11 protein-coding genes are annotated in these 13652 nt (G+C 60.4%); 10 read left to right on the plus strand and 1 reads right to left on the minus strand.

Annotated elements, in window-relative coordinates:
- Nucleotides 1-11: 11 nt before the first annotated feature.
- Nucleotides 12-242, minus strand: coding sequence for a 50S ribosomal protein L31 (gene rpmE, locus KGB23_RS11030; RefSeq protein ID WP_008080648.1), 231 nt, complete (start codon nucleotides 240-242; stop codon nucleotides 12-14).
- A 289-nt stretch (nucleotides 243-531) separates the two neighbouring features.
- Between rpmE and KGB23_RS11035 the strand changes: the two genes are divergently transcribed.
- The 10 genes from KGB23_RS11035 to KGB23_RS11080 all read left to right on the plus strand — a co-directional run bounded on the left by KGB23_RS11035 (nucleotide 532) and on the right by KGB23_RS11080 (nucleotide 13648).
- Nucleotides 532-2751 carry a primosomal protein N' gene (locus KGB23_RS11035; RefSeq protein ID WP_223431117.1) on the plus strand — a complete coding sequence of 740 codons (2220 nt, stop codon included), beginning with the start codon at nucleotides 532-534 and terminating at the stop codon, nucleotides 2749-2751.
- A gap of 210 nt (nucleotides 2752-2961) precedes the next feature.
- Nucleotides 2962-4698: an arginine--tRNA ligase gene (gene argS / locus KGB23_RS11040; protein WP_223431118.1), complete on the plus strand. Its 1737-nt coding sequence runs from the start codon at nucleotides 2962-2964 to the stop codon at nucleotides 4696-4698.
- A 1-nt stretch (nucleotide 4699) separates the two neighbouring features.
- Nucleotides 4700-5407, plus strand: a complete 708-nt coding sequence (locus KGB23_RS11045) for an SPOR domain-containing protein (RefSeq protein WP_223431119.1) — start codon at nucleotides 4700-4702, stop codon at nucleotides 5405-5407.
- Nucleotides 5408-5696: 289 nt separating this feature from the next.
- Nucleotides 5697-6227, plus strand: coding sequence for an ATP-dependent protease subunit HslV (gene hslV, locus KGB23_RS11050; protein ID WP_007899242.1), 531 nt, complete (start codon nucleotides 5697-5699; stop codon nucleotides 6225-6227).
- Nucleotides 6228-6282: 55 nt separating this feature from the next.
- Nucleotides 6283-7623, plus strand: a complete 1341-nt coding sequence (hslU, locus tag KGB23_RS11055) for an ATP-dependent protease ATPase subunit HslU (RefSeq protein WP_150656728.1) — start codon at nucleotides 6283-6285, stop codon at nucleotides 7621-7623.
- 207 nt (nucleotides 7624-7830) lie between these two features.
- Nucleotides 7831-8211: a gamma-butyrobetaine hydroxylase-like domain-containing protein gene (locus KGB23_RS11060; RefSeq protein WP_033055352.1), complete on the plus strand. Its 381-nt coding sequence runs from the start codon at nucleotides 7831-7833 to the stop codon at nucleotides 8209-8211.
- Nucleotides 8212-8468: 257 nt separating this feature from the next.
- Nucleotides 8469-10148: a class II poly(R)-hydroxyalkanoic acid synthase gene (phaC, locus tag KGB23_RS11065; protein WP_223431120.1), complete on the plus strand. Its 1680-nt coding sequence runs from the start codon at nucleotides 8469-8471 to the stop codon at nucleotides 10146-10148.
- A gap of 157 nt (nucleotides 10149-10305) precedes the next feature.
- Nucleotides 10306-11160: a poly(3-hydroxyalkanoate) depolymerase gene (phaZ, locus tag KGB23_RS11070; protein WP_129439177.1), complete on the plus strand. Its 855-nt coding sequence runs from the start codon at nucleotides 10306-10308 to the stop codon at nucleotides 11158-11160.
- A gap of 128 nt (nucleotides 11161-11288) precedes the next feature.
- Nucleotides 11289-12971 (plus strand): class II poly(R)-hydroxyalkanoic acid synthase, encoded by a 1683-nt coding sequence (gene phaC / locus KGB23_RS11075; RefSeq protein WP_223431121.1) that lies wholly within the window; start codon nucleotides 11289-11291, stop codon nucleotides 12969-12971.
- A 59-nt stretch (nucleotides 12972-13030) separates the two neighbouring features.
- Nucleotides 13031-13648 carry a TetR/AcrR family transcriptional regulator gene (locus tag KGB23_RS11080; RefSeq protein WP_223431122.1) on the plus strand — a complete coding sequence of 206 codons (618 nt, stop codon included), beginning with the start codon at nucleotides 13031-13033 and terminating at the stop codon, nucleotides 13646-13648.
- The last annotated feature ends 4 nt before the right edge of the window (nucleotides 13649-13652 follow it).

The raw sequence follows: 13652 nt of genomic DNA on the forward strand, positions 1-13652 counted from the left end.
GCTTTGCAACCTTACTCTGCAGCAGCAGGAGCTTTCTTGCCGAAAGCACCGAAGCGGTCTGCGAAGCGCTGTACACGGCCGCCAGTATCCAGAGTCTTCTGCTTACCGGTGTAGAACGGGTGGCACTCGTTGCATACGTCAGTACCCAGTGGCTTGCACAGGTTCGAACGAGTTTCGAACTTGTTGCCGCAGCTGCAAGTTACTTCGATGGTTTCGTACGCTGGATGGATATCGGCTTTCATGGTGTATTCCTCAGGCTAGTGTGCCGCCACTCAACACTATTGTTGAATACCGCACATAATTAGGCCGCGGATTCTACCAGACCTTTGCAATCACGCAAGCTGTCGCTTCGACCGACCGTCTGCTAGGCTCCCGGCCGAATACGCGCCCATTGTGGGAGCGGGCTTGCTCGCGAATACGGTGTGTCAGGCAACGATGATGTGTCTGATCAACAGCATTCGCGAGCAAGCCCGCTCCCACATTTAATATGCGTTCGACTTTTTTACTGCCCGTTTATCGAGATCCCCCCGCGTGCCCGACGCCATTTTGCGCCTCGCCCTGCCTTCGCCTCTGCGACGCCTGTTCGATTACCGTGCTCCGGCCGGGGTCCTGCGTGCCCAGTTGCAGCCGGGCATGCGCCTGCGGGTGCCGTTCGGCCGACGGGAGATGATCGGGATTCTGGTGGAGGTCACCGACACCAGCGAAGTGCCGGTAGAAAAGCTCAAACCTGCCCTGGCCCTGCTCGATGCCACGCCGCCGCTGCCGCCAGCGCTGTTCAAACTGTGTCTGTGGACTTCCCAGTATTACCAGCACAGCCTCGGCGACACATTGAGCTGGGCGCTGCCGGTACTGTTGCGACAAGGCGAACTGGCCGAAGCACGGCAGGAGCGCTTCTGGTCCGCCGTGCCCGGCGCCAGCCTTGATGACCCGCGCATCGCTCGCGCCCCGCGTCAACGGGAGACCCTGGCGACCCTGGCCCAGCATCCCCACGGCGTCGCCCATCAGTTGTTGAGCAAACTGATGCTGAGCAAGGACAGCCTGGATTTGCTGCTGGCCAAGGATCTGGTGCAAGTCGACATCCGCAAGCACGCCCCCGACGCCCGCCACGAACACTGGCTGGCGCAGCCGGAACTGCCGCTCAACCCTGAGCAGCGTGCGGCCTATGAGGCAATTCGCGCCGGCTTCGACAGTTATCACGCGTTCCTGCTGGCCGGCGTCACCGGCAGCGGCAAGACCGAAGTCTATTTGCAGCTGATCCGCGAAACGCTTGAGGCCGGCAAACAAGCGCTGGTGCTGATCCCGGAGATCAACCTCGGCCCGCAGACCCTGGCGCGCTTCGAGCAGCGCTTCAATGCACGTATCGCGCTGATCCATTCGGCGGTCAACGACCGCGAGCGCCTCGAAGCCTGGCTCGCCGCCCGCGACGGTGACGCCGACATTATTATCGGCACCCGTTCGGCACTGTTCACGCCGATGAAGAACCCCGGCCTGATCATCATCGATGAAGAGCACGACGGCTCCTATAAACAGCAGGAAGGCCTGCGCTATCACGCCCGAGATCTGGCATTGGTCCGCGCACGCCAGGAAAACATCCCGATTGTCCTCGGCTCCGCCACGCCTTCGCTGGAAAGCCTGCACAACGCCTACACCGGTCGATACGGGCTCTTACGCCTGAATGAGCGCGCCGGTGGCGCCAAACAGCCGCGCTTCCTGCGCCTGGACGTGAAAAGCCGTCCGCTGGACAGCGGCATTTCCGGGCCGATGCAGCAGGCCATCGGTCAGACGCTGGCCGCTGGCCAACAAGTGTTGGTGTTCCTTAACCGTCGCGGTTTTGCACCGACCTTGCTGTGTCACGACTGCGGCTGGATGTCCGAATGCCAGCGCTGTGATGCGCGCATGACCGTGCACCAGCGCTCCGGCGAACTGCGCTGCCACCATTGTGGCTACGTCGAACGCGTCCCTCGGCACTGCCCGAAGTGCGGCAAAGTCGATTTAAGGCCAGTCGGCGCTGGCACCGAGCGCGCCGAGGAACGGCTGGGGATTCTGTTCCCGGACGTCCCGGTGCTGCGGGTCGACCGCGACAGCACTTCGCGCAAGGACGCGATGAATCAGCTGTTCGCGACCATTCAGAAGGGCCAGCCCTGCATTCTGGTCGGCACGCAAATGCTTGCCAAAGGGCATCACTTCCCACGGGTGACGCTGGTGTCGATTCTCGATGCCGACGGCGGGCTGTTTTCCGGCGACTTCCGCGCCAGCGAGCGCATGGCACAGTTGATCGTCCAGGTTGCCGGGCGCGCGGGCCGGGCTGAAGAGCCGGGCAAAGTGATCATCCAGACACACCTGGCCGACCATCCGCTGCTGGTGCAATTGACTGAACAGGGCTATTTCGCCTTCGCCGAACAGGCGTTGAGCGAACGTCGTTCGGCAGGTTTACCGCCGTTTGCGCACTTGGCGCTGCTGCGGGCCGAAGCGCACAAACCGGGGCAAGCTGAAGGATTCCTCGATGAGGCGTGCAGCGAGGCCGAGCGTTTGCTGGCAGAACAGAACCTGACCGGGATTGAGCTGCTAGGGCCGGTGCCGGCGCCGATGGAGCGCCGAGCCGGGCGTTATCGTGCGCAGTTGTTGCTGCAAGCGACGGCCCGGGCGCCGCTGCATCGGTTGTTGAGCCGTTGGTTGCTGGTTTTGGAGCAGATGCCGAGCGGGCGGGCGGTGCGCTGGTCGCTGGATGTCGATCCTGTGGATTTGTATTGAATTAGAGATCGCCTTCGCGAGCAAGCCCGCTCCCACAGGGGTATGCATTCCAATGTGGGAGCGAGCCTGCTCGCGAAGGGGCCCGATTTGTCACCACATATCCATAACCTGCCCGCTATAGTTGGCAAGCCCGTCTTCGCAACGGATAATGCCCAGTTTTTCCACTAGCGCATCCAGGCGCCGCCGCGCTTGCGGTCGAAAGAGAACACCATGAAAGACACCATTCGCCAGCTGATCCAACAAGCCATCACCCAACTCGTCAACGAAGGTGTGTTGCCTGAAGGCCTGTCGCCGGCGATCCAGGTGGAAAACTCCCGTGACAAGACTCACGGCGATTTCGCCAGCAACATCGCGATGATGCTGGCGAAACCGGCCGGCATGAAGCCGCGTGACCTGGCAGAGAAAATCATCGCCGCGCTGCCGGCTGATGAAAACGTCACCAAGACCGAAATCGCCGGCCCCGGCTTCCTGAACTTCTTCCAGAACACCCAGGCCCTGGCCACTCGCCTGGACGCCGCCCTGGTCGACGCCCACATTGGCGTGCGCAAGGCCGGCCCGGTGCAGCGCACCGTGGTTGATCTGTCGGCACCGAACCTGGCCAAAGAGATGCACGTCGGCCACTTGCGCTCGACCATCATCGGCGACGGCGTGGCCCGGGTGCTGGAATTCCTCGGCGACGAAGTGATCCGTCAGAACCACGTCGGCGACTGGGGCACCCAGTTCGGCATGCTGATGGCCTACCTTCAGGAAAACCCGATCACCAGCGACGAGCTGTCGGACCTGGAAAATTTTTACCGTGCGGCCAAGCAACGCTTCGACGAATCCGAAGAGTTCGCAGATCGCGCCCGTGGCCTGGTGGTCAAGCTGCAAGCCGGCGACCCGGACTGCCTGGCGCTGTGGACCAAGTTCAAAGACATCTCGCTGTCGCACTGCCAGAAAATCTACGAACTGCTGAACGTCAAACTGACCATGGCCGACGTGATGGGCGAAAGCGCTTACAACGATGACCTGATCAACGTGGTCAACGACCTCAAGGCCGCCGGCCTGCTGGTCGAGAGCAACGGCGCCCAGTGCGTATTCCTCGATGAATTCAAGAACGCCGACGGCGACCCGCTGCCAGTGATCATCGTCAAGGCTGACGGCGGTTACCTCTACGCCACCACCGACCTGGCGGCCGTACGTTACCGCAGCGGCAAGCTGAAGGCTGATCGCGCGCTGTACTTCGTCGACCAGCGTCAGGCCCTGCACTTCCAGCAAGTGTTCCAGGTCGCGCGCCTGGCCGGCTTCGTGACGCATCCGATGGACATGGAACACATGGGCTTCGGTACCATGAACGGCGCCGATGGCCGTCCGTTCAAGACCCGTGACGGCGGCACCGTGAAGTTGATCGACCTGCTGACCGAAGCCCAGGAACGTGCCTACAACCTGGTGAAAGAAAAGAACCCTGCACTTGCCGAAGACGAACTGCGCAACATCGCCAAGGTCGTGGGCATTGGCGCGGTGAAATACGCCGACCTGTCCAAACACCGCACCAGCGACTACAGCTTCAACTTCGACCTGATGCTGAACTTCGAAGGCAACACTGCGCCTTACTTGCTGTACGCCTACACCCGCGTGGCCGGCGTGTTCCGCAAACTCGGCAAGGACTTCAGCGAAGTCGAAGGCCAGATCGTCCTCGAAGCGGCCCACGAACACGAATTGGCGGCGAAGCTCGCGCAGTTCGGCGAAGTGTTGAACAACGTTTGCGAAAAGGGCACGCCGCACATCCTGTGTACCTACCTGTACGATGTTGCCGGCCTGTTCTCCAGTTTCTACGAGAACTGCCCGATCCTCAGTGCCGACACTCCAGCGCAAATGCAGAGTCGTCTGCGCCTCGCCGCGCTGACCGGCCGCACTCTCAAGCAAGGCCTGGAACTGTTGGGTCTGGAAACTCTGGAGCGTATGTAAGTTGGCTGCCAAGAAAAAACCTGCACCCAAGCGTGGCGCCAGCCGTTACCAAGCTCCTGCAAAGCAACCGATCCCGGGCTGGCTGTGGATGGCCATCGGCCTGACGGTCGGCGCGTTTATTGTGTTCCTGATGAAGCTGGAACCGGGCAAGGGCAGCGAGAGCGTCAAGCGCGAGAAGATCGAGCAGCAGAAAGCCACCAAGATCGCCGAGGCCAACAAGACCCCGCCGAGCCCGACGCAACCGGTGAAGCCGAAGTACGACTTCTACACGTTGCTGCCGGAATCGGAAGTCATCGTGCCGCCGGATGCCGTGCCGGAGAAAACCCTGCCGACGCCACAAGTACCGGCCATTCCGACGACGCCGGTCACGCCAGAGCAAGCGGCGAAGATCGATACCGCGCGGGCTCAGGCCGCACTGGCCGGGATTACCCCGCCGCCACCGCCACCGGTGTCCAAAGCGGCGCCAGTGACCAAGTTCTTCCTGCAGGCCGGTTCGTTCCGCAAAGAGGCTGACGCGGACAAGGTTCGGGCGCAGATCATTTTGCTCGGTCAGGCGGTGGCGGTTGAATCCGGCACCGTGAAGGATGAAACCTGGTATCGGGTATTAGTCGGACCGTTCAGCAACCGCGAACAGCTGACCACGGCCCAGAAACAACTGGCCGGCAGCGGGTTCAGCAACCTGTTGTTACAACAACGCCAGAGCCGCTGATCCAGCAGAAACAACCTGCTTTTGTGGCGAGGGAGCTTGCTCCCGCTGGAGTGCGCAGCACTCCCAAGCCCGGGCACCGCGGTCCGTCAGACAGACTGCGGTAGCCGGGTTTACAACTGCTTCGCAGCCGAACGGGAGCAAGCTCCCTCGCCACAGGGATTCACTTACATCCTCCTTAGTGAACGACACACCGCTCGTCCCCTCTCCCTCTCCGCAGTTGAAATACGCTCCACCACCCCCATATGAGTTGGCATAAGGCATTTTCGCCCCGCTGCGTGGAGACTCTCCCTTGACCACCATCGTTTCAGTTCGCCGCCACGGCAAAGTCGTCATGGGCGGCGACGGCCAGGTTTCTCTCGGCAATACCGTGATGAAAGGCAACGCGAAGAAAGTTCGCCGCCTGTACCACGGCCAGGTGATCGCCGGTTTTGCCGGGGCTACCGCTGACGCCTTCACCCTCTTCGAGCGCTTTGAAGGCCAGCTTGAGAAACATCAGGGCCACCTGGTTCGCGCCGCTGTCGAACTCGCCAAAGAATGGCGCACTGACCGCTCCCTCAGCCGCCTCGAAGCCATGCTCGCGGTCGCGAACAAAGACGCCTCGCTGATCATCACCGGCAACGGCGACGTGGTCGAACCCGAAGAAGGTCTGATCGCCATGGGTTCCGGTGGCGGTTACGCCCAGGCCGCCGCCAGCGCTCTGCTGAAGAAAACCGATCTGTCGGCCCGGGAAATCGTCGAAACCGCCCTCGGTATCGCCGGCGACATCTGCGTATTCACCAACCACACCTTCACCATTGAGGAGCAGGACCTCGCTGAGTAAGCCTGTTTTGGCCACCACGCCACGGCTCACTTTTACCTGAGGACCGCCAATTACTATGTCCATGACTCCCCGTGAAATCGTCCACGAACTCAATCGCCATATCATCGGCCAGGACGATGCCAAGCGCGCCGTCGCCATCGCGCTGCGTAACCGCTGGCGCCGGATGCAGTTGCCTGAAGAGCTGCGCGTTGAGGTCACACCAAAAAACATCCTGATGATCGGCCCGACCGGTGTCGGTAAAACCGAGATTGCTCGTCGCCTGGCGAAACTGGCCAACGCGCCGTTCATCAAGGTCGAAGCGACCAAGTTCACCGAAGTCGGCTATGTCGGCCGCGACGTTGAATCGATCATTCGTGACCTGGCCGACGCGGCGATCAAGCTGCTGCGCGAACAGGAAATGACCAAGGTTCGCCACCGCGCCGAAGACGCCGCCGAAGAACGCATCCTCGACGCCCTGCTGCCACCGGCACGCATGGGTTTCAGCAACGACGACGCCGCACCGTCGGCCGACTCCAACACCCGCCAGCTGTTCCGCAAGCGCCTGCGCGAAGGTCAGCTGGATGACAAAGAGATCGAAATCGAAGTCGCCGAAGTGACCGGTGTCGATATCTCCGCGCCGCCGGGCATGGAAGAGATGACCAACCAGTTGCAGAGCCTGTTCGCCAACATGGGCAAGGGCAAACGCAAGAGCCGCAAGATCAAGGTCAAGGAAGCGCTGAAACTGGTGCGCGACGAAGAAGCCGGCCGCCTGGTCAACGAAGAAGAGTTGAAGGCCAAGGCGCTGGAAGCGGTCGAGCAGCACGGCATCGTGTTCATCGACGAAATCGACAAGGTCGCCAAGCGCGGCAACTCCGGTGGCATCGACGTCTCCCGTGAAGGTGTACAGCGCGACCTGCTGCCGCTGATCGAAGGCTGCACCGTCAACACCAAACTGGGCATGGTCAAGACCGACCACATCCTGTTCATCGCGTCCGGTGCGTTCCACCTGAGCAAGCCGAGCGATCTGGTGCCCGAGCTGCAAGGTCGCCTGCCGATTCGTGTCGAACTGAAGGCCCTGACGCCTGAAGATTTCGAACGCATTCTCAGCGAACCGCATGCCTCGCTCACCGAGCAGTATTGCGCCCTGCTGAAAACCGAAGGCCTGGTGATCGAGTTCCAGCCGGACGGCATCAAGCGTATTGCCGAGATCGCCTGGCAGGTCAACGAGAAGACCGAGAACATCGGTGCCCGTCGCCTGCACACGCTGCTTGAGCGCCTGCTTGAAGAGGTGTCGTTCAGCGCCGGTGATCTGGCCAGCGCCCACGACGAAAAGGCGATCCTGATCGACGCCGATTACGTCAACAGCCACTTGGGCGAATTGGCGCAGAACGAAGACCTGTCCCGTTATATCCTGTAGGTCACATTCTGTGTGAGCGGGCTTCTGTGGCGAGGGAGCTTGCTCCCGCTGGGTCGCGAAGCGGCCCCAAAAGTCAGTGAATGCGATCTGCCAGACAGACCACATTCGCCGAGTTTACGGCTGCTGCGCAGCCGAGCGGGAGCAAGCTCCCTCGCCACAAGATCACCCGCAGACACAGGGCCTCCATTAAGACGGACGACCGGCCCCATGACGACCCAACTCCCCACCGACATCAAACTGCACAAAGCCTCGAAAACCCTGTCGCTGAAATACGCGTCCGGCGAGGAACATCACCTGCCCGCCGAGTTCCTGCGCGTGCACTCTCCTTCCGCCGAGGTCCAGGGCCACGGCAAACCTATCCTGCAATTTGGCAAGATCGGCGTAGGTCTGACCAAGGTCGAACCGGCCGGTCAGTACGCACTGAAATTGACCTTCGACGACGGCCACGACAGCGGCCTGTTCACCTGGGAATATCTGTACCAGCTGGGCGTGCGCCAAGAGGATCTCTGGAACGATTATCTTGCCGAACTCAAAGCCGCCGGAAAGACCCGCGATCCGAACGAATCCATCGTCAAGCTGATGCTCTAAATCAGGCCTTTCGCTCATTAGAAGGCATTTTCTAATTCCATCTGTTTGAATGCTCCGCTTCCTGGCCGACGATTGGCCTGCTTGCGAAAAAAATTAAACTCGGGTAACCAATGGAGCTGGCAAGGTACCTGCAGTGCTCTCTGAACTAAAAAGCAGCGATGCAGAATTAACGGTCACCCGAGCAGTAGTACCTGGCATTGGCTGTGGACTGCACAGCTGGACCCAGGTACTCGTCTCAGGACAATGGAGCGTCGTAGATGAGTAACAAGAATAACGATGACCTGAAGTTTCAGGCCTCGGAAAACACCTTGGGGCTGAATCCGGTCGTTGGACTGCGTAGAAAAGATCTGTTGGGCTCTGCCCGAATGGTGCTGACCCAGGCCATCAAACAACCGATTCACAGTGCAAAGCATGTCGCTCATTTCGGTATCGAACTGAAGAACGTGCTGTTCGGCAAATCCGCGCTGCAACCGACCAGCGATGACCGTCGCTTCCACGATCCGGCCTGGAGCCAGAACCCGCTCTACAAACGTTATTTGCAAACTTACCTGGCGTGGCGCAAGGAGCTCCACGACTGGATCGGCGACAGCAACCTCTCGCCCAAGGACGTCGCACGCGGGCACTTCGTGATCAACCTCATGACCGAAGCCATGGCCCCGACCAACAGTGCGGCCAACCCGGCGGCAGTCAAACGCTTCTTCGAAACCGGTGGCAAAAGCCTGCTCGACGGCCTCTCCCATCTGGCCAAGGATCTGGTGCACAACGGTGGCATGCCGAGCCAGGTCAACATGGGCGCGTTCGAGGTCGGCAAGAGCCTGGGCGTCACCGAAGGTGCGGTGGTGTTTCGCAATGATGTGCTGGAGCTGATCCAGTACCGGCCGACCACTGAACAGGTGCACGAGCGCCCATTGCTGGTGGTGCCACCGCAGATCAACAAGTTCTATGTTTTCGACCTGAGCCCGGACAAGAGCCTGGCGCGCTTCTGCCTGCGCAACAACATGCAGACGTTCATCGTCAGCTGGCGCAACCCGACCAAGGAGCAGCGCGAGTGGGGTCTGTCGACCTACATCGAAGCGCTCAAGGAAGCGGTCGACGTTGTTACCGCGATCACCGGCAGCAAAGACATCAACATGCTCGGCGCCTGCTCTGGCGGCATCACCTGCACCGCCCTGCTGGGCCACTACGCCGCGATCGGCGAGAACAAGGTCAACGCCCTGACGCTGCTGGTCAGCGTGCTGGACACCACCCTGGACAGCGACGTGGCACTGTTCGTCGACGAGCAGACTCTCGAATCCGCCAAGCGCCACTCCTATCAGGCCGGCGTACTGGAAGGCCGCGACATGGCGAAAGTTTTCGCCTGGATGCGCCCCAATGACTTGATCTGGAACTACTGGGTCAACAACTACCTGCTGGGCAACGAGCCGCCGGTGTTCGACATCCTGTTCTGGAACAACGACACCACACGGTTGCCCGCAGCGTTCCACGGCGACCTGATCGAGATGTTCAAAACCAACCCACTGATCCGTCCTGACGCACTGGAAGTGTGCGGCACACCGATCAATCTGAAGCAGGTCACTGCCGACATCTTCTCCCTGGCCGGTACCAACGACCACATCACCCCGTGGAAGTCCTGCTACAAGTCGGCACAACTGTTCGGTGGCAAGGTTGAATTCGTACTGTCCAGCAGCGGGCATATCCAGAGCATTCTGAACCCGCCGGGCAATCCGAAATCGCGCTACATGACCAGCACCGAGATGCCGGTCAAGGCCGAGGAATGGCAAGAGAACTCCACCAAGCACACCGATTCCTGGTGGCTGCACTGGCAGGCATGGCAAGCCGAGCGCTCCGGCAAGCTGAAGAAGACTCCGGGCAGTCTGGGCAACAAGGCTTATCCAGCAGGTGAAGCTGCACCAGGCACTTATGTGCATGAGCGATAACTGACACACCTCGCCCTCCTGTGGGAGCGGGCTTGCTCGCGAAAGCGATTGATCATTCAACAGGGATGTCGACTGACCTGACGCATTCGCGAGCAAGCCCGCTCCCACAGGGGATCGGGGGGGTGAAATTGAGACAGTGACCCACAGGGCCTGAAGCATGCCGCAACCGTTCATATTTCGTACCGTCGACCTGGATGGCCAGACCCTCCGCACGGCGGTACGCCCCGGCAAGCCTCACTTGACGCCCTTGCTGATTTTCAACGGCATCGGCGCCAACCTGGAGCTGGTGTTTCCGTTCGTCGCGGCGCTGGACCCGGACCTGGAAGTCATCGCCTTCGACGTCCCTGGTGTCGGCGGTTCGTCGACGCCAAGGCGCCCGTATCGCTTTCCGGGCCTGGCGAAGCTCACGGCGCGGATGCTCGACTATCTCGACTACGGGCAAGTCAACGTAATCGGTGTTTCCTGGGGGGGCGCCCTCGCCCAGCAGTTCGCTTACGACTATCCCGAGCGCTGCAAGAAACTCGTTCTGGCGGCCACGGCGGCTGGCACGGTGATGGTGCCGGGCAAGCCGAGAGTCCTGTGGATGATGGCCAGCCCACGACGCTACATCCAGCCGTCTCACGTGATTCGCATTGCGCCGATGATCTATGGCGGTGCGTTCCGTCGCGATCCAACCCTCGCCGCCAGCCATGCCGCCAAGGTCCGCTCGGCAGGCAAACTCGGTTACTACTGGCAGCTGTTCGCCGGCCTCGGCTGGACCAGCATTCACTGGTTGCACAAGATCCACCAGCCAACCCTGGTGCTGGCCGGTGACGACGATCCACTGATTCCGTTGGTCAACATGCGGTTACTGGCCTGGCGGATTCCCAACGCCCAGTTGCACATCATCGATGACGGGCATCTGTTTTTGATCACCCGGGCCGAAGCGGTGGCGCCGATCATCATGAAGTTTCTCGAGGAAGAACGTCAGCGTGCCGTGATGCATCCGCATCCGGCGCCATTGGGCGGCTAATCGGCCCTGGCTTTTGTTACAAAAAGGGGTCGGGAAGACGTAGCGCCGCGCAACATTCCGCAACAGCGTCTATGGTGTTCTGGTTCGGTGTATCTGTATTTGGCCTGAAGACGAAGGAGTGTTCATTCATGCGCGAAAAACCAGCGAGGGAATTTTTACCCACTCCCGCCGCGTTCATCAATGCACAGAGTGCGATTACCGGCCTGCGTGGCCGGGATCTGTTTTCGACCCTGCGCAGCGTTGCCGCCCATGGCTTGCGCCACCCAGTGCACAGCGCCCGACACGCCTTGAAGCTGGGAGGTCAACTGGGACGCGTGCTGCTGGGCGAAACCCTGCACCCGACCAACCCGCAGGACAATCGCTTTGCCGATCCGGCGTGGAGCCTCAATCCATTTTATCGCCGCAGTTTGCAGGCCTACCTGAGCTGGCAGAAAGAGGTCAAACACTGGATCGACGACAGCAACATGACCCCGGACGATCGCGCCCGGGCGCACTTCGCGTTCGCCTTGCTCAACGACGCCATGGCTCCGTCCAACAGCCTGCTTAATCCGCTGGCGATCAAGGAGATCTTCAACTCCGGCGGCAACAGCCTGGTGCGAGGTATCGGCCACCTGGTCGACGACTTCCTGCACAACGACGGCCTGCCCAGACAAGTCACCAAGCAAGCGTTCGAGGTCGGCAAAACGGTCGCCACCACCACGGGCTCCGTGGTGTTTCGCAATGAGCTGCTGGAGTTGATCCAGTACAAGCCAATGAGCGAAAAGCAGTATTCCAAACCGCTGCTGGTGGTGCCGCCACAGATCAACAAGTACTACATTTTCGACCTGAGCCCACACAACAGCTTCGTCCAGTTCGCCCTGAAGAACGGTTTGCAGACCTTCATGATCAGTTGGCGCAATCCGGATGTACGTCATCGCGAATGGGGGCTGTCGACGTACGTCGAAGCCGTGGAAGAAGCGATGAATGTGTGCCGGGCGATCACCGGTGCTCGTGAGGTCAACCTGATGGGCGCCTGCGCGGGCGGGCTGACCATCGCCGCCCTGCAAGGTCACTTACAGGCCAAGCGGCAACTGCGGCGAGTGTCCAGCGCAACGTACCTGGTGAGCCTGCTCGACAGTCAGATAGACTCGCCTGCGACTCTCTTCGCCGACGAACAGACGCTTGAGGCGGCCAAGCGTCGCTCCTATCAGAAAGGCGTGCTGGATGGCCGCGACATGGCCAAGGTCTTCGCCTGGATGCGCCCCAACGATTTGATCTGGAGCTATTTCGTTAACAACTACCTGTTGGGCAAGGAGCCGCCGGCGTTCGACATCCTTTACTGGAACAACGACAACACACGTTTGCCGGCAGCCTTGCATGGCGACTTGCTGGACTTCTTCAAACACAACCCGATGAGTCATCCGGGTGGCCTGGAAGTGTGCGGCACGCCGATCGACTTGCAGAAAGTCACCGTCGACAGCTTCAGCGTCGCAGGCATCAATGACCACATCACCCCGTGGGATGCCGTGTATCGCTCGACCCTGCTGCTGGGTGGCGAGCGACGCTTCGTGTTGTCCAACAGCGGTCATATACAGAGCATTCTCAACCCACCATCAAACCCGAAAGCCAACTTCGTCGAAAGCACGAAGCTGAGCAGCGACCCACGGGCCTGGTATTACGACGCCAAGCAAGTCAACGGCAGTTGGTGGACACAATGGTTGAGCTGGATTCAAGAACGTTCAGGCGCGCAAAAAGAAACCCACATGGCGCTCGGCAACCAGAACTATCCACCGATGGAAGCGGCACCCGGCACTTATGTGCGCGTGCGCTGACTGACAACGAACCACGGCCGGCGCCGGCCGTGGCATGACTTGACCATTAAGAAGACTGGATGAAAACCCGCGACCGGATTCTCGAATGTGCTTTGCAGTTGTTCAATCAGAAGGGCGAGCCGAACGTCTCCACCATGGAAGTTGCCAACGAGATGGGCATCAGCCCGGGCAACCTCTACTACCACTTCCACGGCAAGGAACCGTTGATACTCGGACTGTTCGAGCGTTTCCAGACCGAACTGGCGCCCCTGCTCGATCCACCGGCCGATGTGGAACTTGCACCGGAAGATTACTGGCTGTTCCTGCACCTGATCGTCGAACGCCTGGCTCACTACCGGTTTCTGTTCCAGGACCTGTCGAACCTCGCCGGGCGCTTGCCGAAACTGGCCAAGGGCATACGCAACCTGCTCAACGCGTTGAAGCGCACGCTGGCTTCGTTGCTCGCACGATTAAAGGCTCAAGGGCAATTGGTCAGCGATACCCAAGCGTTGGGGCAGTTGGTGGAACAGATCACCATGACGCTGCTGTTCTCACTGGACTATCAGCGGATTCTTGATCGCGAGGGTGAGGTGAGGTTGGTGGTTTACCAGATCATGATGCTGGTGGCGCCGCATCTGCTGCCGCCGATCAAGGTGGCGACGGAGCAGTTGGCCCTCCAATACCTGGAAGAGCATTAAGATC

The sequence above is a fragment of the Pseudomonas sp. GL-B-26 genome (assembly GCF_019947405.1).
GTDB lineage: Bacteria > Pseudomonadota > Gammaproteobacteria > Pseudomonadales > Pseudomonadaceae > Aquipseudomonas.